We start from the raw sequence: 25615 nt of genomic DNA on the forward strand, positions 1-25615 counted from the left end.
TATGTGTGAATGCTAAAGAAAAAAATTATGAAGTACAGTTTAGTTGTTATGACGATTGTTGCGGTTTTTGCAGGAGTTTTACAATACCATATTTATAAACATGGTCATATGAACGCACCAGAGGATGCTGAGTATATGATTGTGTTAGGATCAAAGGTGAATGGGACAAAGCCATCTTATTCTTTACAATATCGCATTGATCAAGCTGCTGAGTATTTAAAGTCGCATGAGAAAACCATTGCGATTGTATCCGGTGGTCAAGGAAAAGGTGAAGATATTTCAGAAGCATTAGCGATGAAAAAAGGATTAATGAAGAAAGATATTCCGGAAGAAAGAATTATATTGGAAGATCGCTCGACGAATACAGATGAGAACATTAAATTCTCAAAATCTCTTATTCCAGCAAATATGAAAAAAGGGATGATTGTAACAAATGACTTTCATATGTTCCGAGCAAAAAAAATTGCAGAAAAACAAGGATTGAAATTAGATGGGCTTCCGACCAAAACACCGAATCCAATTATAATCCAATCTAACGTACGAGAATATTTAGCAATTATACAATATTGGTTAACAAATCGAATATAGTAATGAACCTTACAAATGTGTCACGTTAGTGAAAGGTAAAGCGATAGTTTCTAAAGTAGTTATCTGACATAATAAAGGTAACAAAAATAAGAAAACTTTAGAGGTGAATCGTATATGAAAGGCAATAATATTTTATCTTCTCTTTGTTACTTTAGTATCTTTTTTGCACCGTTTTTACTTCCAATTATCGTTTACTTCGTTGCGGAAGATGACGTGAAATATCATGCGAAAAAAGCATTTTGGTCACATATTTTCCCGTACGCAATTTTATTTGGTGGATTAGCACTTTCAGGTGCGTTCGGTTTAGGGTTCGGTGAGTCTGAGGGCGTTGGAATTGCAATTGCTATCACGTATGTAGTCTTTATTCTTGTAGGGATTTACTACTTCATTTGGAATATTGTTAAAGGTGTAAAAGTTTTAAAAGCAGCTTAAAAAGATTGAAAAGAGCAATTCTGTGAGAATTGCTCTTTTTTGTGCATATAAGTTGTGAATATTGAAAAAGATATGTTAATTTTTCAATAGGAAGAAGAAAAGGGAGTGATTTTGATGAATGAGATTATACATAAAATGGAGCAACACGTTTCAGTTCGTAAATATAAACAAGAACCAATATCAAAAGATATCATAGAAAGAATGGTGCAAGCTGCCCAGCATGCAGCTTCCTCACATTTTGTTCAAGCGTATTCTGTTGTATACGTAACAGATGAGATATTGAAAGCTCAATTAGCAGAGTTATCTGGAAATCGCCATGTGAAAAATTGTGCTGCCTTCTTTGTTTGTTGTGCAGATTTAAAACGTTTAGAAATTGCATGTGAAAAACATGGTACAGAGATGAAGCATGAAGGAGTAGAAGACTTCATTGTCGCAACAGTAGATGCTTCATTATTTGCACAAAACTTCGCACTTGCAGCAGAATCATTAGGATACGGCATTTGTTATATTGGAGGAATTCGTAACAATCCAAAAGAAGTAAGTGAATTGCTTCATTTACCCGATAAAGTATATCCTGTTTTCGGAATGACAGTTGGAGTGCCAGATGAAAATCATGCAGTGAAGCCACGCTTACCAGTTGCCGCAATTCTTCATGAAAATGAATATAATGAGAATAAATATAATGAACTACTTGAAGAATATGACAAAACGACAAATGAATATTATAAGGGAAGAACGTCGAATCAAAAAAATGTAACGTGGACAGGATCAATGAGCTCATTTATGTCAAAAGAGAAGAGAATGCACATGAAAGAATTTTTAAGTGAGAAAGGGTTTAATAATAAATAAAATACGAAGGGGTAAATCTGTAGATGCAGATTTACCCCTTTTTAGAGGAGAAGCATAGTTGTTTTCGAATATGTATAGAGGGAGGGTTTGTAAATTCTAGAATAATACTGAGTCTTGTTATTGCCGGTGCAACTTTTTATCATTACTTCGTTGTAACGAATAAAAGGTTACGAATTAAATCGTTAGATTGTTATTTCAAAAAGGTAAATGCATATAATATTTTAATAGATGATATTCAAGCGGTGTCACAACATGAGAAAGAGAAAAATGTACACGCTTTTTCCATTCACTTAAATACATTTTCTCCTTTATAGGCAATTCAATAGGTAATTTTGTGATGAACTCTAAACTATTTCCATCAGGATCGTTAAAATATAACGAGGCGTGTGCTAGTTCTGGGAAAACAATGGGTTCAAGAGGCTCCATTCCGAAGTCTTGCCTTGCAGAAACCCCTTTTGTATGTAACCAATCTATTGCTTTTTCTAAGTCGCTCAATCCTACTTGAAAAGCAATATGTCGTAAAGAAGGATGATACGTTGTTTTATATTCATCTCCTTCCCAAAGCCCGAGCCAACTTTCCTTTTCTATAATCCAAAAGAAAGCAATTTTCTCTTCTCTTTTATATAATTTAAGTCCTAGTGACTCGTAAAAGGGTATAGAGATTTCTAAATTACGGACAGGCAAATGTGCTTCATAAAGACCTTTAATCATGTGATCCTCCTTAGAATATATGTTTTCTTATCCAATCATAAACAATATGTCATCTATTGAAATCGTGAAAAAGAAGGATATGATTTCATACAAAAGTATGAAAAATAGCTCACACAAGATGAGCTGTTTTCATATATTTTTTAGTAAGCAAATGTAATTCTGTCCGAGTAAATTAGTACTCATTGGATATAAATTTTAATACCCGTATCCGCCGCCGCCCCAACAGCTACATCCAATAATGATTAGAAGGATGAATAGCACGATAAGTAAAGCAAATCCACCACCGAAACTAGCGCAACTACCACCATGGCTCATGAAGTCTCCTCCTTTTTAGAAAATTAATCTACATAACTAATGAATTATTTTATATGATATGTTTTTTTCACAAAAAAGGAGCAAGTCCAGGTTTTGAATTGGATAGATGGGTGTATAAAATTAAAAGCTCCACCACATAAATGGTAGAGCTTCCAAAATATAAGCATGTCGATTCAAATAAAAACATATCACAAAAATATACAAAAATAAATAAAATATAAAAAAATAAATAAAAAATAAAATAAAAAAATATTTTTTAATAGAGATTATTTTCTTTCTGGACATGCTGATAACTGTACTTTATTATTTGTGAAGGGGTAATTTTACAAGTAATAGTATGGGGAAAGTGATCTTTTGTATAGGTAGGGAGATGAGAAAATTACAAGGTAAAGTAGAGAAGAAAGAACAGAAATTAATTCGATTTGTTGCTACATATGGATTAGTTCATGATAAGAGTTTGTTGTTCGAATTACATTCTAATGTAATGATTAATGGATTTATAAATGAGTAGACTTATATAGAGGATCTACAGTTATATAATAATTGATTTGGACAGGGGAGAAGAGAAGATGAAGAAGTTACAAGAAGATTTCTATGAAAAAATGAAAGGGGAAAAAGGTGAAGTAACTGTATTCTTGAAGAGTGGTGTGAAAATAGTAGGAGATATTATTGCATTAGATAGATTTACTATTTTTATTCTTGTAAATGGAAAGTAGCAACTTATTTACAAACAAGCTGTATCAACAATTATAAAATAAGTCACTCTACTGAGTGACTTATTTTATATATTATTATTGTTTACAAGCTTCGACATCAATGCCAGCAGCAATTAATTTCTTTTCACCATCGTTTTCAATGATTTTTTGTAATTTGGATAAGAAAGAGTCGAAGTCAGTATGTTTAGCGACTTGGAAAGTCATTTTATGTTCAATTGGGAGCCACGTATCAATGTCTGCTTCGTTATGCTGAATCTTTACTTCTAGTTTATCAAGAGCATTGGCAATCTTTGCTTCGTACGTTTCTTTTGCTTCGAATTCCATCCATAAGTCGTATAACTCTTCACCAAGAGGACCTTCTAATGTACGTTTAATATTTAAAATTGCTTGTTGTTCATTTTCTTGTTTGTTTAATTGTAATTCACGACTATTCATCGTATCAAAGGCAGGAATATCTCCAGCTTCCGCTTCTACAAGATCGTGAATAATCACCATTTTTAGTAGCTTTTCTATATTTATTTCCCTATCTAAATATGGCTGAACTAAAATAGCCATCAACGACATGCGCCATGTATGTTCTGCAACGCTTTCCTGACGACCGTTAGACAGCCAACTATGTCTCATTTCATATTTTAGTTTTTCTGCTAGTGCAATGACCTTTAAAATGTTATGTTCCATACGGATCCTCCTCACATTGCTATATTGTAATTTTAGTATAAAAATGAAATGTGTCAATTTTATTACATTATTAAGATTTATGAATTAAGATGGTTGATTATTTAATAATTGGCATAGATTGCAATCGTTGTAGAAGGACATATAGTAGATGAAAAATTTTCATCAAACTGGGATTCACTTTCTGCATGAGTGGTGGATATGGTTTATTGCAAAATTGGAAGAAAGATTATCAAGTTGTAAGTAGCATTTCATAATTCGTTTTTAAAATTCGTTATAAAAATAAAAAAATGAATTGATTATTAAAAAATAATAGTTTTTTTTGTTTTATTTTGTATAATGATTAAGAATGTTAATATCTAATATTAAGATATTGTTATAAAAGGAAGGGGAGAATAAAAGAGAATGGCACACAAAATTTTAGTTGTAGATGATGCGATGTTCATGCGAACAATGATTAAAAACTTGTTAAAAAGTAATTCTGAATTTGAAATTATCGGTGAAGCAGAAAATGGAATAGAAGCAATTCAAAAGTATAAAGAGCTTCAGCCGGATATCGTAACTTTAGATATTACAATGCCGGAAATGGACGGACTTGAAGCGTTAAAAGAGATTATGAAATTTGATGTGAATGCAAAAGTTGTTATTTGTTCTGCAATGGGACAACAGGGGATGGTGTTGGATGCTATTAAAGGCGGAGCGAAAGATTTTATTGTAAAGCCGTTCCAAGCTGATCGGGTTATTGAAGCATTAACAAAAGTAGCAGCGAGCTAATATAAAAGGGGTGCCACAAAGAATCGAACACTGATAGAAGAGTGGCGCCTCCTTTGTTGTCGTTTTTAAAACATTAAATTTTTATAAATAAATGAAATATTTGATAGGTAGGAGATTAGAATGCAAACAGATCTATTGAATATATTTTTTGAAGAAGCAGAAGAACATTTACAATCTTTAAATGAAAACGTACTGAATTTAGAACAAAATCCTGCTGATATGAATGTAGTAGGAGAAATATTCCGTTCAGCCCATACATTTAAGGGGATGTCTGCAAGTATGGAATTTACAGAAATGGCGGACTTAACGCATAAGATGGAAAATGTTCTTGATGAAATCCGTCATGGAAAAATGATAGTAAATGCTGATATTATAGATGTCGTTTTTGAGTGTATTGATAATTTAGAGAAAATGGTTGCGGATGTGCAGCAAGGCGGTACGGGAAATATAGATGTTAATCAGACAAAACGTAAATTAGAAACATTATTAAACCGTGATATAGTTGCTGCTGAAGGTAGCTTTTCACAAGTAAGTGTTGAGAAAGATAGAGTAGTTACACATGAGATTCATGTTACTGTTGAACAACAAGCAATATTAAAAGCGGTACGTGCCATTATGTGTATTGAAGCGCTACAAAATCTAGGCGATATACAAAAAACAGTCCCAAGTATTGAAGAAATTGAAGCGGATGCCTTTGGATTTGAATTTATAGTCTACATAAATTCAGGCGAAGACGAAGAAGAGTTAAAACAAGCAGTGTTTCACGTTTCTGAAATTGAAAAAGTAGAAGTGAAGAATAGTGGCAGTTCTCAAGTAGTTATAAAAGAGAAGGAAGAAGCCGAACAGTCTGTAATTAAGCAGACTGAAACAGCTTCTCAAGCAACTAACGCTAGGATAGTAAAAGGAAATGTGAAAGTAGAGAATCGTTCTATTCGTGTTCAATTGGAAAAAATTGAAAGATTAATGAATATGTTTGAGGAAAGTGTCATTGAGCGTGGGCGCATTGATGAGTTGGCAGAGACGATTCAAAATAAAGAGTTAATCGAGCATTTAAACCGATTAGGTGATATTTCAAAAGATATTCAAAATGTATTATTAAATATGCGCATGGTACCAATTGAAACAGCCTTTAATCGCTTTCCGCGTATGGTGCGAATGCTAGCGAAAGATTTAGGTAAAAAAATTAATTTGCAAATTACAGGTAAAGATACTGAAGTCGATAAAATTGTTATTGATGAAATTGGAGATCCTCTCGTTCATTTAATTCGTAATGCAATTGATCATGGAATTGAAACAGTGGAGAAACGCCGTGGCGCAGGGAAAAGTGAGACAGGTACGATTAAATTAGAGGCATTTCATAGTGGTAATCATGTTGTTATTCAAATTACGGATGATGGGAATGGGATTCATAAAGGAAAAGTATTAGAAAAAGCAATTAAAAATGGTATTGTGACTGAAGATGGTGCTAATAAACTAACGAATCGTGAAGTATTTGATCTTATTTTCCAACCAGGATTTAGCACCGTAGAAGTTGTTTCAGATCTTTCTGGGCGCGGAGTTGGATTAGATGTTGTAAAACATACGATTCACAGTTTAGGTGGACATTTAATTATTGACTCGGAAGAAGGAAAAGGTAGCACATTCCGTATTGAGTTACCATTAACACTTTCTATCATTCAATCTATGCTTGTTCAAACGAATGAAACTCGTTATGCCTTACCTCTTGGAAATATTGTAGAGGCGATTCGAATTAAGAAAGAAGATATACAATCTTTACAAGGGAAAGATGTTTTCAATTATCGTGATCAAATTATTGAAGTGAAACATTTAAGTGTTGTTTTGGGTGAAAAAACAGCATGCGAAGCGTTTGTGTCATACGATAGTCAAATGGTTCCTATGCTAATTGTTCGTAATACACATCGAAGCTATGGACTTATTGTAAACGCAATTATTGGTCAAAGGGAAATTGTCTTAAAGTCGTTAGGTGACTTTTTTGCAGAGAGTTCAAATCATTTTTCTGGTGCGACAATTCTTGGTGACGGACGGGTAGTCCTTATTTTAAACCTAGAAGGTTTGTAATATGAATGAAACTCCCTAATGTATAGAATTGGGGAGTTTTTGGCTAATAGCGACTATAAAATGACATATCTATGCAAATTGAAAATGGATTTATATATGGTAACAATCTTACAGAAAAATAGAAATGAGGAGGTAGAGAAAATGCCTGAACAGCACATAAAAGGGGATGCGGACGTAATTGTACTAGAAAAAGGAAATCAGCATCTTACGTCTCAAGAGTGCGATATTCTTGGAGAGATAGCAAATATATCATTTGGTTCAGCTTCGACAGTATTATCAACTATTTTAAATAAGCAAGTAAGTATTACTGCCCCTCATGTCGAAATGATAGATTTATACGATGCGAGAGAAATTGAAGTTCCTCATGTCGTATTAAATATTCATTTTACAAAAGGGCTAGATATGGAAAACCTTTTAGTTCTTCAACAAGATGTTGCTTTAGCTATTTCAGATTTAATGATGATGGGAACCGGTGAAGTTGAAGAAGGAAAAGAACTGGGCGAATTAGAGCTAAGTGCAGTGCAGGAAGCAATGAATCAAATGATGGGACTTGCAGCAACATCTATGTCGGAATTCTTTCAGGATACAGTCGATATGTCGCCTCCAACGATTCAAGTTGTAAAGTTAATAGAAGAGATGGAGAAAATTTCTGATATTGATGGGAATCATACGATTGTTAAAGTATCATTTGACTTGAAAATAGAAAATCTTTTTAATTCTAAACTTGTACAAATTGTATCAGTTGAACATGCGAAACAAATGGTAAATAAATTATTACAGCTCTCGGATGATATAGAGCAGGATGTAATGGATGGACAGACAGAAATAGACGAGAAACAAGTGATAGAAGCATTAGCTGTGAAAGAGCAATTAACACAAGAAGAGAAAGATGTACTTGGGGAGATTGCGAACATTTCAATCGGTTCAGCATCAACAGTATTATCGGCACTATTAAATCAGTCGGTGACTATTAGCACACCCAATGTAGAAACGATTAGTGTGCGCCATTATGATGGTGTGCCAATCCCATTTGTTATTTTAAATGTTGATTTTGTTGAAGGACTAAAGAATGAGAATGTATTCGTATTTACGAAAGATGTTGCTTTAACAATGTTTGATCTTATGATGATGGGAACGGGAGAGGTCGATCTAGAGCGAGAGCTTGGAGAGTTAGAGCTAAGTGGTATAAAAGAAATTATGAACCAAATGATGGGACACGCAGCAACAGCGATGTCAGAAATGTTTATGGAAAAGATGGATATTACGCCTCCAGAAGTAAAATTTGTCACATTAAAAGAAGAAATGGTGCATATAGGGAAAAGAATGGATTGGAATGAACTTGTCCAGATTACATTCAACATTGAGATTGGTGACCTTGTCTACTCAAAAATGTATCAAATTTTACCAATTCTAGAAGCGAAGGAAATGGTAAGGCGCCTTCTTTATCCAATGATAGAGGAGGAAGAGGTTGTAGAAGAGGAAGAAATTCCAGTTTTGATAGCGCAACCGATTGAATTTCAAGAAATAAAAAAGAATGATCTAGTATATATGGACGCGTCAATTTTACAAAATGTAGAAGTGAATGTGAAGTTTGTATTCGGAAGTACAATGAGAACGATTCAGGATATATTAAGTTTACACGATAATGATGCCGTTGTACTGGATGAAGATATTGATGAACCAATTCAAATTTATATAAATGATATATTAGTAGCGTACGGAGAAATTGTGAATGTCGATGGTTTTTTCGGTGTGAAAGTGACAAAATCTCTATAAAACACCACAGTAGGAGTTAAAAAAACAGATGAAAAATATAAAGTTTTTTCTCGCTGGGTGGATTATCTTGCACTGGATTATCTTCTTTTCATTGCAAAGTAAAGCGGAAGAAGATATCGTTCAAGATCAGATAAATCCAGTGAATCAGCAAGAAGAGCAAAAACAAGAAGTTGAAGAACAACCGAAACAACCAAAAGATAGCAAAGAAGTAAAAGAAAATGAGCAAAAGATAGAACAAAATCAAGAACAAAAGATAGAAACAGAGTTCGGCGCTGTTATCGTTAGTAAACAGGACATTGTAATTGGAGAAAAAGTTCGGATTGCTATAGAGCTGAAAGAGCAAAATATTCAAAGTGTAAAAGGGATATTGCAATTACAAAAAAATGATGGGCAGTATGCACAAGAGAGAATGCTATCTTTTAAATATGAAGCAGGAACGAAGCAATGGATTACGTACTATAAAGTGGAGTCGTACGATTTAGAAGGTGATTGGCATCTTCAGTTCATTCAAATCCGTAAAGAAGCTGAAAAAGAAAATTTAATAGAAGATGAAGTAAAGGTTCCGCTCGTTCATATTAAAAATGAAGCACCACGATTAGATAAAGAACTCCCAAAGTTAGAGCAACTCGTAATTGATGAGGCGAAAGATGGTATAGTGGAGTGTAGAATGGGAGAGGCTTTCAATATTCGTGTGAAAGCATCAGATGTAGAGTCAACTGTGAAAGAAATGCGAGTTATATTAAAAGGGAAAGAGGAAAATAGCGATATTACCTTTTTACTAGATTATAATAAGCGAGACATGGATTGGCGAAAAACATATGAAATAACGGAAGCCTTACTAGCTGGTACATACCGTCTTGCTGTTGAAATCGTCGATGCGGCTGGGAATAAGCTCATTAAAGAGAGTGAGTATGTAGTCACAGTTGTAGAACAAAATCAAGAAGAGAATGAGAAAAAAGAAGAGCCAAAAAAAGAAGAGCCGATTCAAGAAGAGAAGCAAGAGCACCAAGAGCACCAAGAAAAAGAGCAACAGGAAGTGTTAGGGGATGAGAAACCTCCAGTTGTTCCTATATCTGAAAAACAAGAGAAGCAAAGTAAACTCCAAAAAGAAACACCGAAAGTCCATAAAGAAAGATCAAATGAAAAGGATGAGAAGGTCGTTTCTAAAAAGAAAGAAAAAGTGGAGAGTAAGAAAGAGAAGCAGGAATCGAAAAAGAAAGAAGAACAAGGTATACAAGCTTCAAATGTATTTGCTATTATATCGGGGGTATTTGTATTATTTTTAGTTTTAAAAAGCAATAAACAGTGGGGTTAAAAGTATGGTGTTGATGGAGGCGTTAAAGTGGAGATCAAACGTACGACAATTGAAAATAAGACGTTAGAACCATTAAAACAGCCTGCTGCTATTTCGGAACATGAAGTACAGAAAGAACGGAAACAAAGTAAACTTGCATTTACTAGTCAATTTCAAATTATTACGAGGAATAATGAAATAGGAATTTTACTAGCCAGTTTATCTGATGGGAAGATAATAGAAGAAACCCTTTCTAAAGAAATGGATACAGTACTGCAGTTGTTTTCGAAGCTTCATACATTATCAAAAGAAGGACGGCAATCAGAACAAATATACGAACAGATTGTAAGAAGTCTACAAGGTCTTATTAAACAAGCGCATGTGAAAGAGATTCCTTTATTAGACGGGACGTATGATTTTGCTGCAGTGCAGCTATCGTTTGGGAGAAAAGTTCTTATCCCATTACTGGATGTAAGTGCACTTGTTGCGAGAGTTGAACAAGATTCTTCACAAGGAAATATAAACTTAATGATGACGGTTATTACAGCTTATATGACAAAGTTATCGAATGAAACAATTTTAATTAGTGGAACAGATCGTCTTGCGAAAGAGCATGATGCGAGTGTATGGCGGGCGTTAGCAGAGATGAATATGACGCAGCTATCCCATCAATTAAAAGACGGAGTGCAAAAGCATAAATGGTCTATAACAATTTGTTTTCTTTTTATATGGATTATATGTAGCATGTTAATTCACATGATATAATAAAAAAGGTCGCCATTCTGCATTGAGAAGGCGATCTTTTTGTTATATTTTTTCATAGAAAAATGTATCGAAGCGCTGAAAATTAAAGCGTTCGGGTGTTAAAATTTGTTCGGTGCTACCGACAAAAAGTACGCCGCCTTTTCGTAAAGAACGGCTAAATTTTTCATAAAGCTTTCCTCTAGCTTTTTCTGTAAAATAAATCATAACGTTACGACAAATGATTAAATCATAATTTGTATCGAAAGGTTTCATTAATAAATCATGTTGTTTAAATGTGACTTGTTGTTTAATGTTTTGATTCAATATATATGTATCATTTTCTTTTGCAAAATGACGTTTTTTCATTATCTCAGGTAATCCTTTTAAAGAGCGTTCGGCATATTGACCTTGTTTTGCTTTTTCTAAAATATGAAAATCAAGATCGGTTGCCTGAATTTCAAAACGAAATGCTGGTAAACGTTCAGATAAAATTAATGAAAGTGTATATGGTTCTTCACCGGAAGCACAGGCAGCACTCCATGTTTTTAATTTACCGCTGTTTTGTTCTAATAGTTTCGGAAGAACTTTCGTTTCTAATGTTTTCCATCGCTCTTTATTTCTAAAAAATTCTGATACATTAATCATAATGTGATCAATAAAACTTGTAAACAAATCTTGATTGTTCCGCAAGCTATTTAAAAAGTTTGTGTAATTTTCAAAACCTTTTCGAGAAATGAAAGAATCGGTTCTTCGGCGCATTCTATCTTGCTTATATGAAGCTATATCCATATTAAATTGTTGTTTAAAACTCGCTATAAAATATTCGTAATTTTGTTCAGTCATCATATTTATAATAGGCACAATATAGTGTATTGTGCCTCCCCCTTTTTACATGTATTACATCATGCGAATTTTTTGTTCAAAACTTTTTTTCATTTGTTTTTCATGTAGACCTGGTAGATCATAAATCCCGGCATCAATCCCAGCATCTTTTGCAACATCAACAGGGATAATAGACGTATGTTTATCTCCGTTATAAAAACAGAGAACTAAATTGGTATCTTCAACAATTTGTTTGACAAAAAACATATACTCTGATCGATAAATCGAATCATATGGGTGATCAAAGGCAGTATACCTGGCTCCATGTGCTTTTAAATAATCGACAACCTCTTGAAATTCGTCTGTTAGTAAATGTAATGGTTGTAATGTATAAAGGCATAAATTTTGAGCAAGTCGCTCATTTTCAACGAAGAAACGAAGGACTTCATTTTCAATAGATTTGTAACATAATATATAAATTTTATGTTTGTAAGCATAGTCGGTTAAAAATTTTTTTATTTCATCTCGATCTAATGCTGTTAATTGGTTTGAACCACAAAGGAAAATATTCATAGATTTGTGACACCTCATGCTAAATTGTAACATATCTTCTACAAAAAATAACTGCAAAATCTTGTTATACAGAGTATAATTATCAAAAAACGTTTTTTAATTTGGTATTTAGAAAAATAAATTGAAAATAAAACAAAAAAGGTGGTATATATGCTACGTTCTATTTCACATAATCTAAACTTATCACAAATACCGCCAGCTTCTCAAATACCGAAAGAAGCACGTGCGAAGGTAGGGTTTTCCTTTTCTGATGATTTGCATGCAGATCCAAAAAAAGATAAATTGCTAGAACAAATGGAAGCGCTTGTTGATAATATTGGAGAAATTAAAGGGAAAATTGAATTAGAGTTAACACTTGATAATGTTATGGAATACAAAAATACTGTAAAATCATTTTTGAATTTCTATGTTGACAATGTATTGCAGTATAAAGATGTTATGTCACGCCATCCACGGTACGGATACTCGCAAAAGATGACAATTGTAAAACAAGCTGAAACGGGTTTAAATGAGTTAGAGGATGTTATGAATTTAATTAATACAAAAACAGGGCATTTAGAAATGTTAAATCAAATTGGAGAAATTCACGGTTTAATTGTAAACCTAGTATTGTAAAAAGGAAGGAAGTTATATGTACATACAATTATATGAAAAGCTCGTTGTGATCAAAAAAGCATATGAAAATATTCATATGCTTGGAGAGAAAATATATGAGAATTTACAACAAAAGGATGTAAATGCTGTACAAAAATTACAAGTAGAACAATTGCAGTACATAGACGGTGTAAAACAATTAACAATCTTTTTTGAGGAGATGGTTGTTCAATTTTGTAAAGAAAATGGAATCGAGCCATTTCGCGTGCGTTCGTTATTTTCGTACTTCTCTGAAGAAGAAATTAAAAAAATAGAAGAATTACAAAAAACATTGGTAGAATTAGAAGAGAAGGTAAAAATGATTCTTTTAAAAAATAAATATTATTTAAACGTAATATCAAAAATTACGGAAAGTGTTGTGGATTCTGTTTCTGAATATAATTTAGAGAAAAACAACAATTCGCACATCTTTATAAATGAACTATTGTAAAGGAGAAGTGAAAAATCATGAGGTTATCTGATTATAATACACCGTTATCTGGCATGTTAGCGGCACAAATGGGTTTACAAACAACGAAACAAAACTTGTCTAACATTCACACACCTGGTTATGTGCGTCAAATGGTAGACTACGGATCTGTTGGGGCGAGTAATGGTGACACGCCGGAACAAAGAATAGGTTACGGTGTACACACGATAGGTGTCGATCGTATTACAGATGAAGTGAAAACGAAACAATATAATGATCAATTATCACAGTTCTCTTATTATGCTTATATGAACTCTACTTTATCACGCGTAGAGTCTATGGTAGGGACGACAGGAAAGAATTCATTATCTAGTTTAATGGATGGGTTCTTTAATGCGTTTCGTGAAGTAGCGAAAAATTCAGAACAACCAAATTACTATGACATATTAATTGCTGAAACAGGTAAGTTCACAAGTCAGTTAAATCGTCTTGCGAAAAACTTTGATACAGTAGAAGTACAAACGACAGAAGATATTGAAGCTCATGTAAATGAGTTTAATCGTCTTGCTTCTAGTTTAGCGGTAGCGAATAAAAAAATTGGACAGGCGGGCTCACAAGTGCCGAACCAACTGTTAGATGAGCGTGATCGTATTGTGACGGAGATGTCTAAGTATGCCAATATAGAAGTGTCTTATGAATCTATGAATCCTAATATCGTAATTGTTAGAATGAATGGTGTCTTAACGGTAAACGGTCAAGATGTATATCCACTTCAATTGCAAAAAGACAAAGAGCCAATGTCTGTCCAAATTTACGGATCAGATATTCCGTTAAGTGGCGGTGCGATTTTATCTGCGGTTGACACGAAAGCGAAGATCGCTAGTTATAAGAAAAATCTTGATGAATTAATGAGCTCTGTAAAAAGCCAAGTGAACACAGTTATGAAAAAAGATTTCTTTGTAGGAGATCATGCGAGAGATATTCACCTAAACCCAGAATTTACAAAAGATGTTTCGAAAATGAAAATTTCTTCTGAAGCAGCAAATAAACTTGCGGAAATTACAGATGAAAAGTATAGAGAGGGACTTTCTTATAAACAAGCATTAGATCAACTTCTTGTTGGCGTAGCTTCTGATAAAAGTGCAGTTAACGCTTATCAAACTATTCATAAAGACTTATTAGAAGGTATTCAGCAAGAAAAAATGAGTATAGAAGGCGTCAATATGGAGGAGGAAATGGTCAACTTAATGGCTTTCCAAAAATATTTCGTAGCGAATTCTAAAGCGATTACGACAATGAATGAAGTATTTGATAGCCTGTTTTCAATTATTAGATAACGCGTAGTAAAAACGCCCCCCTTTTTTTAGTGTGGAAGAGAGGAGCTAGCCGTATTGGGGCCTTTTCCTACCCCGTGCTAAGTCAAATATAGATAAAGGAGAGGATAGGTATGAGAGTATCTACATTTCAAAATGCAAACTGGGCAAAAAGTAAATTGATGGATTTGAATGTACAGCAACAATATAACCATAACCAAGTAACGTCAGGTAAGAAAAATCATCTCATGAGTGAAAACCCTCTTGCAGCAAGTAAATCATTTGCAATTCAGCACTCATTAGCAAATATTGAACAAATGCAAAAGGATTTAGCCGATTCAAAAAATGTATTAACGCAAACAGCAAATACATTACAAGGTGTTCTTAAATCTTTAACGAGAGCGGATCAATTAACGATACAAGCGTTAAATGAACCAAATGGCGAAAAAGAATTGAAAGCAATTGGGGCAGAGCTTGATCAGATTGTAAAACAAGTTGTATATTTAGCGAATACAAAAGAGCGAGGTCGATATATTTTTGGTGGAGACAGTGCTGAACAACCTCCATTTACAGACGATGGTACGTATCAGGGTGGAAAAAATGATGTAAATTGGCAATTAAATGATGGTTATGAATTAAAGGTATTTCGTAATGGAGAAACTTTATTGTCCCCGGTTATAAAAACGTTAAAACAGATGAGTGAAGCGATGAAAAATGGTGATCAAAAAGCATTGCAATCGTTATTAGGGGAAAATAAGAAAAATTTAGATAGCGTCATTAACCGTACGACAGAAGTTGGTGCAACAATGAACACGATGGAGACGTTTAAAACAATTTTAAGTGAACAAAATTTAGCGCTACAAGAAAATCGAAAAGAAATTGAAGATGTAGATTTAGCGGTAGCTATTTCCGATTTAGCTTATATAAACGCAACGTACGAAGCGACACTGAAAGCTGTTAGTACGATGAGCAAAACTAGTATTTTAGATTATATGTAATTAAATAAGGAGTGAAAAAGTATGGCAGGAACGTTAACAGGTATTGGCGGAAGACAGCAGATTTGGAACCTCGGTAATAATATGATTGATACTTCTAACTTTGTAGAATTAGAAATGAACGCGTTAGATATGAGAAAAACACCGTATACGACTGAAAAGAATCAACTTGAACAAGATAAATTATTATATACAGGTTTAAAAGCAAAATTTAGTTCTTTTACACAAACATTTAAAAACTTAGCCTCTTTTAAAGGGAATGAGAAAAAAGTTACAACGACGCAAGACGGTTACATTAATGTGAAAGCTGATGGAGGAGCAATTGCTGGGACGTTTAATATGACAATTAAACAGCTTGCACAGCGCCATCAAATTGCTTCCAATGAAATTAAAATAGATGATAAATTACCTGAGGATGAAACGTTAGAATTTAATGGTAAAGAGCTTAAAGTAACAAAGGAGATGACGTATAAAGATTTAATTAATCGAATTAATGATGGGGATTATGGTGTATCTGCATACACGCTTGGTGGAAAAATCTTTATGTCCTCTAAAAAAGAAGGAATAGAAGGTGAAATTAAGTTTAAAGAAGGTAAATCTCAATTGTTTCAACAGATGGGATTGTCTACAAAAGAAGGTAAAGCAGTAAACACAATTAATGAAGCACAAGATGCAATATATAGTATTAATGGTATTCAGGGGGAAAGTTCTAGCAATACAATTGAAACACTTCCTGGTGTGAAAATTGAATTGCTAAAAGTAACAGATACAGAAATGAAAGCAGTAGACGAAAAAGCAAAAGGTGTAGATCTGAGGTTTACAGTAAGTGATTCGAACGTAACAGATGCTGTTAATCTTATTAAGAAGATGGTAGCAGATTATAATGATGCTGTTTCTACAGTAGATCTTTTTGATGGGAAAAATGGTGCTTTCCAAGGGCAAGCGATTATGCAAAGTGTTCGTCAAGCGATGAATAACGTTGTGACGTTTTCGAAAGATGGTAACTATTTGTTTACATACGGTATCCAATTAAAACAAGATGGAACGATGCAAATAGATGAGGAAAAATTAACGAAAGCGTTAAAAGAGAAAACGGATGCAGCGAAACAATTTTTCTTTAGTTCTAACGGTTTAGGGAAAATGATGGAGGAACCACTTGAAAAACTGTTTGGTGATAAAGGTGTTGTCGGAGAACGAGTAAAAAGTATCGATTCACGTGTAAGTGATTTAGAAAAAAAGATTAAAGATATTGAGACGCAAAATCGGCAAAAACAAGATGAAATTGTAAAGAAATATCAAAGGCTAGAAAGTACATTGGCAGCACTTGATAGTCAATTAAAAACAATTAAAGCAATGACAAAACAAAAAAGTGACGATTAATGAAAGTTGAGGAAGTGATTGTATGCAAGCATGGCAACGTTATATGCAAAACGATATTATAACGAGTAATCCAATTAAAAACACAATCTTTATTTATGAAAGATGTATCGTTGAGTTTCGTAACTTAGAAGAACTATTAAATAGTTTTCAATTAAAAGAAGGGGATGCTCTTCTTGAAAAGTTAGATCGTATTTTTGAAGAATTGAAGCTACAATTAAATCCAGAAATTACGAAGGATTTATATGATAGTTTATTTGGCTTATATGATTGGATTAGCGTGCAAATCCAATCAATGAAAGTAAAACGTGAAGCGAAAGATATCGATGCAATTGTAAAGGTGTTACAAGATTTAAGAGATGGCTACCGTGGGGCGTTAGAAAATGAACAATGACATTTATCAAGCATTTATCGGTTGTTTTAATGAAATAGGTGAGCTTCAGGTGTCTGATGAAGAATTTGCTGAGAAGAGTGAAATGTTAAATCGTTGGATGATGACGTTGGATGAAGAGACACGTACAGACGTTGCAGAAAAAGTGAGTCCACTCATTATTAGAGCGGCTCAGTATATTAGGGATAAGCAAAAGATAGTAGAAGAAATGATTATGGAAAATGATGGGCGGATGAAGGCGAATTTGTTTTACGGTAAATATTGAAATGATAAAAGCCTTCTTTTTAGGTGGGAGAGCAAATCTAGCCGTGCGTAGAAACGGTCAAATCCTATTTTAGCCCTATGCCGAGTTAAAACAGAAGGATGTAATGGTTGCGGAGTTACGTTTTTATTTTAGAAGGCTGTGATTTAGATGCTAGAAAATGAATCAGGATTTCATAATTACATATTGGATTCCTTCGATTAAACTAAGAAAGTTAAGGGGAGTCCAATTATTTATGAAGCAAGACATTCCGCTGATAGAGGTTTCACTTTATGAATATAAATGAAAGAAGAATGGTAAGTGTTCTGTTCTCTTACGTTCTTTTTTAGATTTTTGTTATTTTTCTAAAGACAATATTGAAAAAATGGAATAAAATATTGAAGGGTAAATAATATATATTATTTTAATAAATAGATACATATAGAAAAACGAATAATGAAGTGAAAGTTCCATCAGTGGTTCATCGTGCTCGTAAACGAGGATGATGGAAAAGAAAGGGTGTGGAATATGCCAGATTTAGTTAGTGATGTAAGGCACTATATGAACTATTTAGTAACAAAACGAAATACAGTTTCTAGTAATATTGCAAATGCAAATACACCTGGCTATAAAGCACAGGATGTAACTTTTGTTGAACAGATGAATAAAAGCCGTGAGTTGTACAAAAAAAACATTGCTGATTTAAAGAACAATGCAGATTTATATCAAACGAATGAGATGCATTTACCGACGGCAAACACAAAAAATACATATGCAAAGATTCAGATGAAGTCGATGCAAACGAATAAAGATGGGAATAGCGTCGATACGACGACTGAAATGCTAGATTTAATGAAAATAAATCAATTATACGGTATTTCCATTAATGCGATTAATACGCAATATGCTATTAATCAAGCTGCACGAGGACGTTAAGAGTAAAAGGAGAGACAGCTATGTTTCAGGCAATTAATGCAAGTGGATCAGGATTAACTGCGGCACGAAAATGGATGGAAGTTACTTCTGATAATATTGTTAATGTTAATACAACAGGGGATCCATATCGCCGTCGTAGTGTTGTGTTAGAGTCGAATAATAGTTTTGCAAGCATGTTAGACTCAGTTCCAGCTGATGGTGTGAAAATAAAAAGCATTGAATCGGATCCAAACGAAAATCTTGTTTACGATCCATCTCATCCGCATGCGAATGAAACGGGGTATGTTCGTTATCCGAATATTGATGTAACAGCTGAAATGACGAATGTAATGGTTGCTCAAAAAATGTATGAAGCAAATACGAGTGTATTAAATGCGAATAAAAAAATGCTCGATAAAGATTTAGAAATCGGCCGAGGATAATAGAGAAGAGGGAAAGTATGAAAATCCAACCAATGTTAAATACACAGCCGTTTGGAGCGATTCAACCAATTGGTGTACCGAAAGCTTCACAAACGTCTATGGTTGAAGGAAAGAAGTTTATTGATTTATTGGAAGATATGAATAAAACGCAAAACAATGCGCAAATAGCTGTATATGATTTGCTGACAAAAGGTGTGGGAGAAACACATGATGTTTTAATTCAACAAAAGAAAGCTGAATCACAAATGAAAACAGCGGCTCTTGTACGGGATAATCTGATTGAAAACTATAAACAAATACTGAATATGCAAATTTAGGAAAATGGACGGGTGTGTTTAAATGGAAAAGATAAAGAATGTTTTCCAATCGTTAAAAACGTGGCATAAGATGGTCATCGGTGCTGCACTTTTGGCGATTGCAACAGGAGCACTTTTATATTTCACCTTGCCAGATAAATATGTTGTTGTATATCAAAATTTAAATGATGCAGATAAGCAAGAGATTACAGCAGAATTATCGAAGCTAGGTGTTGATTACCAATTAGCAGCCGATGGTTCGATTCGAGTGCAAAAGAACGACGCTCCATGGGTTCGAAAAGAAATGAATGGAATGGGTTTGCCGTTTAATTCTAAAAGCGGTGAGGAAATTTTATTAGAAAGCTCGCTCGGTTCAAGTGAGCAAGATAAGAAAATGAAGCAGATTGTAGGTACGAAAAAACAATTGGAGCAAGATATCGTTCGAAACTTTGCGACGGTTGAAACGGCAAATGTTCAAATTACATTACCTGAAAAAGAAACAATTTTTGATGAAGAAAAGGCAAAAGGAACAGCTGCAATTACTGTTGGAGTGAAACGTGGACAACTATTAACAGCTGATCAAGTTGCGGGCATACAGCAAATGATTAGCGCAGCAATTCCTGGTGTGAAAGCAGAAGAAGTAAGTGTCATTGATAGCAAAAAAGGTGTTATCTCGAAAGGGGCAGATGAAGCACATTCTACTAGTTCCTCTTCTTATGAAAAAGAAGTTGAGATGCAGCAGCAAATTGAAGGTAAATTAAAGCAAGATATTGATGCAACGTTAATGACGATGTTTAAGCCGAATGAATATAAAGTGAATACGAAAGTTACTGTAAATTATGATGAAGTTACACGTCAGTCAGAAAAATATGGTGATAAAGGTGTACTTCGTAGTAAACAGGAGCAAGAAGAACGCTCTACTGCACAAGAAGGAGCAGATACGAAGCAAGGTGCTGGTATTACAGCGAACGGTGAAGTGCCAAACTATGGTACGAACAATAATCAAAATGGTAAAATCGTCTACGATAATAATAATGGTAACAAAATAGAAAACTATGAAATAGATAAAACCGTTGAAACGATTAAGAAACATCCAGAATTAACAAAAACAAATGTCGTTGTATGGATAGATAACGATACGTTAGTAAAACGAAGAATCGATATGACAACATTTAAAGAAGCAATCGGTACGGCAGCTGGACTGCAAATTGATCCGAATGGAAGCTTTACAAACGGTCAAGTTAACGTCGTAACGGTTCAGTTTGATCAACCGAAAGTAGAGAAAACGAAAGAGCCAGAAGAAAGTGGATTTAACTGGTGGTTAATCGGTGGAATTACAGGTGGCTTGTTAGCACTTGGAGGTCTATTATGGTTCTTCTTAGCGAGACGTAAGAAAAAGCAAGACGAAGAGGAATATGATGAATACTTAGCAGAAGATGAAATTGCTGCTAGCAATGAAGTGATTATGGAAATTCCAGAAGAAAAAATAGTACCAGAACCATCAGAACCTACATTAGATGAACAAGTGCAGGAAGCTACGAAAGAGCATGTAGAAGGTACTGCAAAAGTGATTAAAAAATGGTTAAACGGACAGTAAGGGAGGAAAAACAATGTTAGATGAAATCTCCTCCAAAGAGAAAGCTGCCATCCTCATTCGTACATTAGACGAAGGGGTGGCAGCTAAAGTCATTGAATATATGACGGCTGAGGAAAAAGAAGTACTACTTCGTGAAATTGCGAAGTTTCGAGTGTATAAACCAGAAACGTTAGAAAATGTACTAGGACAGTTTTTATATGAACTAAATGTAAAAGAACTGAACTTAGTAACACCAGATAAAGAATATATTCGCCGTATATTTAAAAATATGCCAGAAGACGAACTGGAAAAATTATTGGAAGATCTTTGGTATAACAAAGATAATCCATTTGAATTTTTAAATTCACTTACAGATTTAGAGCCGATTCTTACAGTGCTTAACGATGAATCACCACAAACGATAGCGATTATCGCTTCTTATATTAAGCCACAGCTTGCTTCTCAATTAATTGAGAGATTACCAGATCATAAACGTGTGGAAACGGTAATAGGTATTGCAAAGTTGGAACAAGTAGATAGTGAGTTAATTAGCCGAATTGGAGAGTTATTAAAAATAAAATTAAATAATATGGCGTTTAGTGCTATTAATAAAACAGATGGCTTGAAAACGATTGTTAATATTTTAAATAATGTTTCACGTGGAGTAGAAAAAACAGTCTTTCAAAAGCTTGATGAATTGGATTATGAGCTATCTGAAAAAATTAAAGAAAATATGTTTGTTTTTGAAGACTTACTCGCTCTTGAAGATCTTGCACTTCGCCGTGTATTAGAAGAGATTACAGATAACGGTATCATCGCACAATCGTTGAAAATCGCTAAGGAAGAAATTAAAGAAAAATTATTTACATGTATGTCCTCAAATCGTAAAGACATGGTTCTTGAGGAACTTGATGGTTTAGGACCACTTAAGATGACAGATGCTGAAAAAGCACAGCAAACGATTACCGGTATGGTGAAAAAGCTAGAGAAGGAAGGCAGAATTATCATTCAAAGAGGTGAAGACGATGTCCTCATTTAAAAACAGAATTCCTAAGAGTTCTGTTTCTTTTTCTGAAGACACGTATGCATTACAATTTTTAAAACAAAATGCATATTACGCAGAAGAGGAGGAAATAGAAGTAAGAATAGATCCTGCTGAATTAATTGCACAGCAAGATACATTGCAAGCTGAAATGAATCAGCTCAAGAAAGAACAACAAAGGCTGCAAGAGGAACGGCAACAATTTTTACAGGAAAGGGAACAGTTTAAAGTATATATTCATGAACAATTGGAGCAAATCGAAGAAACTCGTACACAATTTCAAAAAAAAGAACAAGAAACAGCGTATGAATGGGTGGCGTTATTATGGGATCAATCGTTTCAATTAGCTGAAAAAGTTGTGAATCAAGCGATAGATACACGTACAGTAGACGTTTTACCTATTTTAAAGGGGATCGTTCAAACACTTCCTACTTCATTTGAAAAATTAATAATAACAGTTCATCCAGAAACATTTGAGCGAATTGAGGAAGAAAAGGAAAATATGAAAGAATATTGGCTTCTGCGATTAGTAGAATGGAAATATGATTTTTCTATGCAATTTGGTGAATTTGTTCTGGAAGAAGAAAAGGAATTTTTTGAATTTAAATTTGCAGCTATATTTGAGAAGCTTCGTCAAAGGTGGGAAGAACAGAAGTTATTTAAGGAGCAAAAGACATGAGCAGCATGTTGATGAATGAACATAATAAATGGAATGTATTTGTTGAAACACCGCTTTATACGAAAACAGGAAAAATTCATAGTATACAAGAGCAGTTCTTTAAGTCAAAAGGACCGAAAGCAAAGATTGGAGATGTTTGTGTTGTTGGTGAGCATCGCGTTTTATGTGAAGTAATTGCGATTGAAAAAGAGAATAATATGTTATTGCCGTTTGAACAGACGGAAAAAGTCTGTTACGGTGATTTGGTCACGTTAATTGAGGAAGATATTGTTGTACCTCGCGGTGATATTTTACTTGGCAAAGTATTAAGTGCAAACGGAAAAATCTTAAATGAAGTAAGGGAGAGTGTACCGCTTCAAAAAATGAAGTTAGATGCACCTCCACTTCATGCGTTTAATCGAGAAGAAATTACGGAAGTATTTGAAACAGGTATTAAATCTATCGATTCTATGTTAACAATTGGTATCGGTCAAAAGATTGGTATTTTCGCTGGATCAGGTGTTGGTAAATCCACTTTGCTTGGAATGATAGCGAAAAATGCGAAAGCGGATATTAATGTTATTAGTTTAGTTGGAGAACGTGGCAGAGAAGTGAAAGACTTTATACGAAAAGAACTGGGCGAAGAAGGGATGAAAAAAAGTGTTGTCGTTGTAGCAACTTCGGATGAGAGTCATCTTATGCAGATTCGGGCGGCGAAACTTGCCACATCTATTGCTGAATACTTTCGTAATCAAGGTAGTAACGTATTGCTCATGATGGACTCTGTTACGCGTTTTGCTGATGCGAGAAGAAGTGTGGATATCGCCGTGAAAGAAATACCGATCGGTGGTAAAACGCTTTTGATGGAAAGTTATATGAAAAAATTATTGGAACGGTGTGGGAAAACAAAAAAGGGATCTATAACAGGTATTTATACAGTACTTGTTGATGGTGATGATTTAAATGGACCTATACCGGATTTAGCGCGTGGTATTTTAGATGGACATATTGTATTAAAGCGTGAGCTTGCGACACTTAGTCATTATCCTGCCATTTCTGTACTAGATTCGGTGAGTAGGATTATGGAAGAAATCGTATCGCCAAATCATTGGCAAATTGCAAATGAAATGAGAAAAATTTTGTCTATTTATAAAGAAAATGAATTGTATTTCAAATTAGGAACGATTCAAGAAAGTGAAGAAAATACCTATATTTTTGAATGTAAAAATAAAGTAGAAGGTATAAATACGTTTTTAAAACAAGGTCGAACGGACAGTTTTCATTTTGAAGATATTGTCCAAGCGATGCATCATATTGTATAAGACCTCTTGTTTTGAGGTCTTATTTTTTTGTTTTTTAATATTTCACAGATTTTTTTAGGGAAAAACTATATAATAGAAAAAGGGAGCGTTATAATAGGAGGGGGCTATGAAAACAGGTGGATAAGCAGCAATACGACACGATAAAATTGCAGATCAATCAAGAAAAAGAACATATCTTGAAAGAAGTGTACGAACTAACAGCTGAAAAAAGAAAAATAGAACAAAAAAAAGAATATGATTTGTATGTTGTGAAATCGCGTAGTAAAGCCGTACAAGTTGGGAAACGTATTATGGTTGGAAAGTTTTCTTCACGTACATTTTCACCGGAAAGAATAGAAGAATGGAATCGGAAAATTAAAAAAATAGAAGGTTTTATCAAAAAAAATGAAATCCTTTTAGAACAAATAAAAGAAAAAGAACGCGTCATTGACGAAATGTATCAAGAAGATTGTAAAAAACTTGCGAAAGTAAAAGAGAAGCTAGAAGAAAAAATGCTTCTGGATTTAAAAATGTGTATGAATGGATGAGGTGAATGTAGTGATACAACTTGTGCTACCGGTACAACCGAGTTTACCTCCGCAAAAAGAAAAAGGGCTAGAAGTACAATCGAAAAATGAAAATTCTTCATTCGATAATGCAATGAACATAGAAAATAAGAAAAAGCCGAAAACGGAGATAAAGCAAGGAGAGAAGAAAGAATATTTACTCGAAAAAAAATCGGTAACGAAAGAAGAACGGATTGTAAAGAAAGAAGAAAAAGCGGATACAGAGGAACTATTGTTAGCTGTATCTGAGCAGATGGTTGCAATTGAGCAATTGCGTGTGCAGCCAGAATTGTTATATCGATACATACAAAAAATACAAGATTTATATAAAGAATACGGAAATATTAAACTTAACGAATTGCCCGTGGCTGAATTACAGCAATTACAACAGTTCCTTTCTAATATGAATATTAAAAATTCTATATGTTTAGAAGAAACAATTCAAATGGCGTTAGACAAGGTGACGATGCCGGAGCAAACGTTGCAAGTATTAAAAGTAGTGGAAACTGAAACTTGTAATATTGCAAAGAAACAAGAGGAGTCTAAGAAAGTAGAATTCCCAAAAGCCGAGAGTAATGATGTGAAGTTAGACTTACAAGAAGTCAATCAATTAAAGGATTCAAGTTCGACGGGAGCTGAATTATTAAATAAGGCGACGGGGACTGACCAAATAGGAAAACAAAATAGTGGAGCTGAGAAGGTTACATTACCTGACTTAGGCAAGAAAATGGAAGCACAAGTAGAAGCGCTGCAAAAATTTGTTGTGAAACAAGAACGAGTTTTATTCCAGCTAAATCCAGAGAAACTTGGTACATTAACTGTATTTATGAAAAAGCATGGAGATCAAATTGATGTTCATGTGGAAATGGAAAAACACGATGCGAAAAAACGTGTTGAAATGATTTTTGACGAATTGAAGCTAAAGTTAAAAGAAAAAGAAATTAATATTCAAATTAGTTATTCAGAAAAAGATGAACATCGTAAAGAACAACGAGAACAAGAGCAAAGACACAAACAACAACAACTAGTAAGTACGAAACAAGAGAAACAAGAATCGAAAGAATTCGCGGGATTATTGGGGGAATAAAGC

Annotated in this window: 31 protein-coding genes; 26 read left to right on the forward strand and 5 right to left on the reverse strand. The window is 34.0% G+C overall.

Translation table 11 applies throughout. From position 1 onward, the window contains the following. The first annotated feature begins 9 nt into the window (after nt 1–9). The 3 genes from DJ93_RS20735 (at nt 10) to nfsA (ending at nt 1869) form a co-directional block, all read left to right on the forward strand. Entirely contained in the window at nt 10–588 is a 579-nt protein-coding gene (locus tag DJ93_RS20735; RefSeq protein ID WP_042982969.1) for a YdcF family protein, read from the forward strand. 114 nt (nt 589–702) lie between these two features. Continuing rightward, a complete protein-coding gene (locus DJ93_RS20740) occupies nt 703–1020 on the forward strand; it encodes a magnetosome magnetite crystal formation protein family (RefSeq protein WP_042982970.1) in 318 nt (105 codons plus the stop codon). A 114-nt stretch (nt 1021–1134) separates the two neighbouring features. Further along, the gene (gene nfsA, locus DJ93_RS20745; RefSeq protein WP_042982971.1) at nt 1135–1869 is read left to right on the forward strand and encodes an oxygen-insensitive NADPH nitroreductase; all 735 of its coding nucleotides are present in this window, start codon (nt 1135–1137) and stop codon (nt 1867–1869) included. A 195-nt stretch (nt 1870–2064) separates the two neighbouring features. Here nfsA and DJ93_RS20750 read toward each other — a convergent pair whose 3' ends face one another. Together DJ93_RS20750 and DJ93_RS20755 are read right to left on the reverse strand one after the other, a co-directional pair. Beyond that, nucleotides 2065–2580, reverse strand: coding sequence for a VOC family protein (locus DJ93_RS20750; protein ID WP_052109592.1), 516 nt, complete (start codon nt 2578–2580; stop codon nt 2065–2067). Nucleotides 2581–2775: 195 nt separating this feature from the next. Then, nucleotides 2776–2895 carry a YjcZ family sporulation protein gene (locus tag DJ93_RS20755; RefSeq protein WP_042982972.1) on the reverse strand — a complete coding sequence of 40 codons (120 nt, stop codon included), beginning with the start codon at nt 2893–2895 and terminating at the stop codon, nt 2776–2778. Nucleotides 2896–3265: 370 nt separating this feature from the next. Here DJ93_RS20755 and DJ93_RS30980 point away from each other — a divergent pair, with 370 nt between their 5' ends. Then, nucleotides 3266–3406 carry a hypothetical protein gene (locus DJ93_RS30980; protein ID WP_374937156.1) on the forward strand — a complete coding sequence of 47 codons (141 nt, stop codon included), beginning with the start codon at nt 3266–3268 and terminating at the stop codon, nt 3404–3406. A 58-nt stretch (nt 3407–3464) separates the two neighbouring features. Beyond that, nucleotides 3465–3611 carry an RNA chaperone Hfq gene (locus DJ93_RS20760; protein WP_052109595.1) on the forward strand — a complete coding sequence of 49 codons (147 nt, stop codon included), beginning with the start codon at nt 3465–3467 and terminating at the stop codon, nt 3609–3611. Nucleotides 3612–3686: 75 nt separating this feature from the next. Here DJ93_RS20760 and DJ93_RS20765 read toward each other — a convergent pair whose 3' ends face one another. After that, complete coding sequence (locus DJ93_RS20765; protein ID WP_042982974.1) at nt 3687–4289, reverse strand: HD domain-containing protein; 603 nt, start codon at nt 4287–4289, stop codon at nt 3687–3689. A gap of 402 nt (nt 4290–4691) precedes the next feature. On the opposite strand from DJ93_RS20765, the gene DJ93_RS20770 reads away from it, so the two are divergent. From DJ93_RS20770 to DJ93_RS20790, 5 genes are all read left to right on the forward strand, one after another. After that, nucleotides 4692–5060: a response regulator gene (locus DJ93_RS20770; protein ID WP_042982975.1), complete on the forward strand. Its 369-nt coding sequence runs from the start codon at nt 4692–4694 to the stop codon at nt 5058–5060. Nucleotides 5061–5180: 120 nt separating this feature from the next. Beyond that, the gene (locus DJ93_RS20775) at nt 5181–7139 is read left to right on the forward strand and encodes a chemotaxis protein CheA (protein ID WP_042982977.1); all 1959 of its coding nucleotides are present in this window, start codon (nt 5181–5183) and stop codon (nt 7137–7139) included. Nucleotides 7140–7280: 141 nt separating this feature from the next. Then, complete coding sequence (locus DJ93_RS20780; protein WP_042982978.1) at nt 7281–8915, forward strand: flagellar motor switch protein; 1635 nt, start codon at nt 7281–7283, stop codon at nt 8913–8915. A gap of 28 nt (nt 8916–8943) precedes the next feature. After that, nucleotides 8944–10230 (forward strand): hypothetical protein, encoded by a 1287-nt coding sequence (locus tag DJ93_RS20785; protein ID WP_042982979.1) that lies wholly within the window; start codon nt 8944–8946, stop codon nt 10228–10230. A 27-nt stretch (nt 10231–10257) separates the two neighbouring features. Continuing rightward, nucleotides 10258–10974, forward strand: a complete 717-nt coding sequence (locus DJ93_RS20790; protein ID WP_042982980.1) for a hypothetical protein — start codon at nt 10258–10260, stop codon at nt 10972–10974. A 42-nt stretch (nt 10975–11016) separates the two neighbouring features. On the opposite strand, the gene DJ93_RS20795 is transcribed toward DJ93_RS20790, so the two are convergent. Both DJ93_RS20795 and DJ93_RS20800 read right to left on the reverse strand, forming a co-directional pair. Continuing rightward, complete coding sequence (locus DJ93_RS20795; RefSeq protein WP_042982981.1) at nt 11017–11799, reverse strand: CheR family methyltransferase; 783 nt, start codon at nt 11797–11799, stop codon at nt 11017–11019. A 51-nt stretch (nt 11800–11850) separates the two neighbouring features. Then, on the reverse strand, nt 11851–12348 hold the full coding sequence (locus DJ93_RS20800) for a flagellar motor switch protein FliG (protein ID WP_042982982.1): 498 nt from the start codon (nt 12346–12348) through the stop codon (nt 11851–11853). 150 nt (nt 12349–12498) lie between these two features. On the opposite strand from DJ93_RS20800, the gene DJ93_RS20805 reads away from it, so the two are divergent. The 16 genes from DJ93_RS20805 (at nt 12499) to DJ93_RS20880 (ending at nt 25612) form a co-directional block, all read left to right on the forward strand. Continuing rightward, nucleotides 12499–12963 (forward strand): YaaR family protein, encoded by a 465-nt coding sequence (locus DJ93_RS20805; RefSeq protein ID WP_042982983.1) that lies wholly within the window; start codon nt 12499–12501, stop codon nt 12961–12963. 16 nt (nt 12964–12979) lie between these two features. Beyond that, on the forward strand, nt 12980–13432 hold the full coding sequence (locus DJ93_RS20810) for a hypothetical protein (protein WP_042982984.1): 453 nt from the start codon (nt 12980–12982) through the stop codon (nt 13430–13432). Between the two features lie 17 nt (nt 13433–13449). Then, the gene (gene flgK, locus DJ93_RS20815) at nt 13450–14748 is read left to right on the forward strand and encodes a flagellar hook-associated protein FlgK (RefSeq protein WP_042982985.1); all 1299 of its coding nucleotides are present in this window, start codon (nt 13450–13452) and stop codon (nt 14746–14748) included. A gap of 110 nt (nt 14749–14858) precedes the next feature. After that, the gene (locus DJ93_RS20820) at nt 14859–15722 is read left to right on the forward strand and encodes a flagellar hook-associated protein 3 (protein ID WP_042982986.1); all 864 of its coding nucleotides are present in this window, start codon (nt 14859–14861) and stop codon (nt 15720–15722) included. Nucleotides 15723–15743: 21 nt separating this feature from the next. Then, entirely contained in the window at nt 15744–17099 is a 1356-nt protein-coding gene (locus DJ93_RS20825) for a flagellar hook-associated protein 2 (RefSeq protein WP_042982987.1), read from the forward strand. A 22-nt stretch (nt 17100–17121) separates the two neighbouring features. After that, nucleotides 17122–17490 (forward strand): flagellar export chaperone FliS, encoded by a 369-nt coding sequence (locus tag DJ93_RS20830; RefSeq protein ID WP_042982988.1) that lies wholly within the window; start codon nt 17122–17124, stop codon nt 17488–17490. Beyond that, nucleotides 17480–17752: a hypothetical protein gene (locus DJ93_RS20835; protein WP_042982989.1), complete on the forward strand. Its 273-nt coding sequence runs from the start codon at nt 17480–17482 to the stop codon at nt 17750–17752. Before DJ93_RS20830 ends, DJ93_RS20835 begins: the two co-directional genes overlap by 11 nt. A gap of 504 nt (nt 17753–18256) precedes the next feature. Then, on the forward strand, nt 18257–18664 hold the full coding sequence (gene flgB, locus DJ93_RS20840) for a flagellar basal body rod protein FlgB (protein WP_042984279.1): 408 nt from the start codon (nt 18257–18259) through the stop codon (nt 18662–18664). Nucleotides 18665–18684: 20 nt separating this feature from the next. Beyond that, complete coding sequence (gene flgC / locus DJ93_RS20845) at nt 18685–19086, forward strand: flagellar basal body rod protein FlgC (protein ID WP_042982990.1); 402 nt, start codon at nt 18685–18687, stop codon at nt 19084–19086. 17 nt (nt 19087–19103) lie between these two features. Continuing rightward, complete coding sequence (fliE, locus tag DJ93_RS20850) at nt 19104–19403, forward strand: flagellar hook-basal body complex protein FliE (RefSeq protein WP_042982991.1); 300 nt, start codon at nt 19104–19106, stop codon at nt 19401–19403. A 22-nt stretch (nt 19404–19425) separates the two neighbouring features. Further along, on the forward strand, nt 19426–20979 hold the full coding sequence (gene fliF / locus DJ93_RS20855; protein ID WP_042982992.1) for a flagellar basal-body MS-ring/collar protein FliF: 1554 nt from the start codon (nt 19426–19428) through the stop codon (nt 20977–20979). A 13-nt stretch (nt 20980–20992) separates the two neighbouring features. Further along, nucleotides 20993–21997, forward strand: a complete 1005-nt coding sequence (locus DJ93_RS20860; RefSeq protein WP_042982994.1) for a flagellar motor switch protein FliG — start codon at nt 20993–20995, stop codon at nt 21995–21997. Next, nucleotides 21984–22679, forward strand: coding sequence for a FliH/SctL family protein (locus tag DJ93_RS20865; protein ID WP_042982995.1), 696 nt, complete (start codon nt 21984–21986; stop codon nt 22677–22679). The genes DJ93_RS20860 and DJ93_RS20865 overlap by 14 nt, the downstream gene beginning before the upstream one ends. After that, nucleotides 22676–23980, forward strand: coding sequence for a flagellar protein export ATPase FliI (locus DJ93_RS20870; protein ID WP_042982996.1), 1305 nt, complete (start codon nt 22676–22678; stop codon nt 23978–23980). The genes DJ93_RS20865 and DJ93_RS20870 overlap by 4 nt, the downstream gene beginning before the upstream one ends. 116 nt (nt 23981–24096) lie before the next feature. Further along, nucleotides 24097–24507 (forward strand): hypothetical protein, encoded by a 411-nt coding sequence (locus DJ93_RS20875; RefSeq protein ID WP_042982997.1) that lies wholly within the window; start codon nt 24097–24099, stop codon nt 24505–24507. Beyond that, a complete protein-coding gene (locus tag DJ93_RS20880) occupies nt 24500–25612 on the forward strand; it encodes a flagellar hook-length control protein FliK (protein ID WP_117287831.1) in 1113 nt (370 codons plus the stop codon). The genes DJ93_RS20875 and DJ93_RS20880 overlap by 8 nt, the downstream gene beginning before the upstream one ends. Nucleotides 25613–25615: the final 3 nt, after the last annotated feature.

It is taken from the genome of Bacillus clarus (genome assembly GCF_000746925.1).
In the GTDB taxonomy this organism is placed as follows: Bacteria; Bacillota; Bacilli; order Bacillales; family Bacillaceae_G; genus Bacillus_A; species Bacillus_A clarus.

Coding starts and splice junctions, on each gene's coding strand:
- DJ93_RS20775 (WP_042982977.1), top strand. CDS start 5,181: ATGCAAACAGATCTATTGAATATATTTTTTGAAGAAGCAGAAGAACAT.
- DJ93_RS20750 (WP_052109592.1), bottom strand. CDS start 2,580: ATGATTAAAGGTCTTTATGAAGCACATTTGCCTGTCCGTAATTTAGAA.
- flgC (WP_042982990.1), top strand. CDS start 18,685: ATGTTTCAGGCAATTAATGCAAGTGGATCAGGATTAACTGCGGCACGA.
- DJ93_RS30980 (WP_374937156.1), top strand. CDS start 3,266: ATGAGAAAATTACAAGGTAAAGTAGAGAAGAAAGAACAGAAATTAATT.
- DJ93_RS20865 (WP_042982995.1), top strand. CDS start 21,984: ATGTCCTCATTTAAAAACAGAATTCCTAAGAGTTCTGTTTCTTTTTCT.
- DJ93_RS20780 (WP_042982978.1), top strand. CDS start 7,281: ATGCCTGAACAGCACATAAAAGGGGATGCGGACGTAATTGTACTAGAA.
- DJ93_RS20795 (WP_042982981.1), bottom strand. CDS start 11,799: ATGATGACTGAACAAAATTACGAATATTTTATAGCGAGTTTTAAACAA.
- DJ93_RS20830 (WP_042982988.1), top strand. CDS start 17,122: ATGCAAGCATGGCAACGTTATATGCAAAACGATATTATAACGAGTAAT.
- DJ93_RS20800 (WP_042982982.1), bottom strand. CDS start 12,348: ATGAATATTTTCCTTTGTGGTTCAAACCAATTAACAGCATTAGATCGA.
- flgK (WP_042982985.1), top strand. CDS start 13,450: ATGAGGTTATCTGATTATAATACACCGTTATCTGGCATGTTAGCGGCA.
- DJ93_RS20835 (WP_042982989.1), top strand. CDS start 17,480: ATGAACAATGACATTTATCAAGCATTTATCGGTTGTTTTAATGAAATA.
- DJ93_RS20740 (WP_042982970.1), top strand. CDS start 703: ATGAAAGGCAATAATATTTTATCTTCTCTTTGTTACTTTAGTATCTTT.
- DJ93_RS20810 (WP_042982984.1), top strand. CDS start 12,980: ATGTACATACAATTATATGAAAAGCTCGTTGTGATCAAAAAAGCATAT.
- DJ93_RS20755 (WP_042982972.1), bottom strand. CDS start 2,895: ATGAGCCATGGTGGTAGTTGCGCTAGTTTCGGTGGTGGATTTGCTTTA.
- DJ93_RS20805 (WP_042982983.1), top strand. CDS start 12,499: ATGCTACGTTCTATTTCACATAATCTAAACTTATCACAAATACCGCCA.
- DJ93_RS20860 (WP_042982994.1), top strand. CDS start 20,993: ATGTTAGATGAAATCTCCTCCAAAGAGAAAGCTGCCATCCTCATTCGT.
- DJ93_RS20870 (WP_042982996.1), top strand. CDS start 22,676: ATGAGCAGCATGTTGATGAATGAACATAATAAATGGAATGTATTTGTT.
- nfsA (WP_042982971.1), top strand. CDS start 1,135: ATGAATGAGATTATACATAAAATGGAGCAACACGTTTCAGTTCGTAAA.
- DJ93_RS20760 (WP_052109595.1), top strand. CDS start 3,465: ATGAAGAAGTTACAAGAAGATTTCTATGAAAAAATGAAAGGGGAAAAA.
- DJ93_RS20765 (WP_042982974.1), bottom strand. CDS start 4,289: ATGGAACATAACATTTTAAAGGTCATTGCACTAGCAGAAAAACTAAAA.
- flgB (WP_042984279.1), top strand. CDS start 18,257: ATGCCAGATTTAGTTAGTGATGTAAGGCACTATATGAACTATTTAGTA.
- fliE (WP_042982991.1), top strand. CDS start 19,104: ATGAAAATCCAACCAATGTTAAATACACAGCCGTTTGGAGCGATTCAA.
- DJ93_RS20825 (WP_042982987.1), top strand. CDS start 15,744: ATGGCAGGAACGTTAACAGGTATTGGCGGAAGACAGCAGATTTGGAAC.
- DJ93_RS20735 (WP_042982969.1), top strand. CDS start 10: ATGCTAAAGAAAAAAATTATGAAGTACAGTTTAGTTGTTATGACGATT.
- DJ93_RS20880 (WP_117287831.1), top strand. CDS start 24,500: ATGGATGAGGTGAATGTAGTGATACAACTTGTGCTACCGGTACAACCG.
- DJ93_RS20770 (WP_042982975.1), top strand. CDS start 4,692: ATGGCACACAAAATTTTAGTTGTAGATGATGCGATGTTCATGCGAACA.
- fliF (WP_042982992.1), top strand. CDS start 19,426: ATGGAAAAGATAAAGAATGTTTTCCAATCGTTAAAAACGTGGCATAAG.
- DJ93_RS20785 (WP_042982979.1), top strand. CDS start 8,944: ATGAAAAATATAAAGTTTTTTCTCGCTGGGTGGATTATCTTGCACTGG.
- DJ93_RS20820 (WP_042982986.1), top strand. CDS start 14,859: ATGAGAGTATCTACATTTCAAAATGCAAACTGGGCAAAAAGTAAATTG.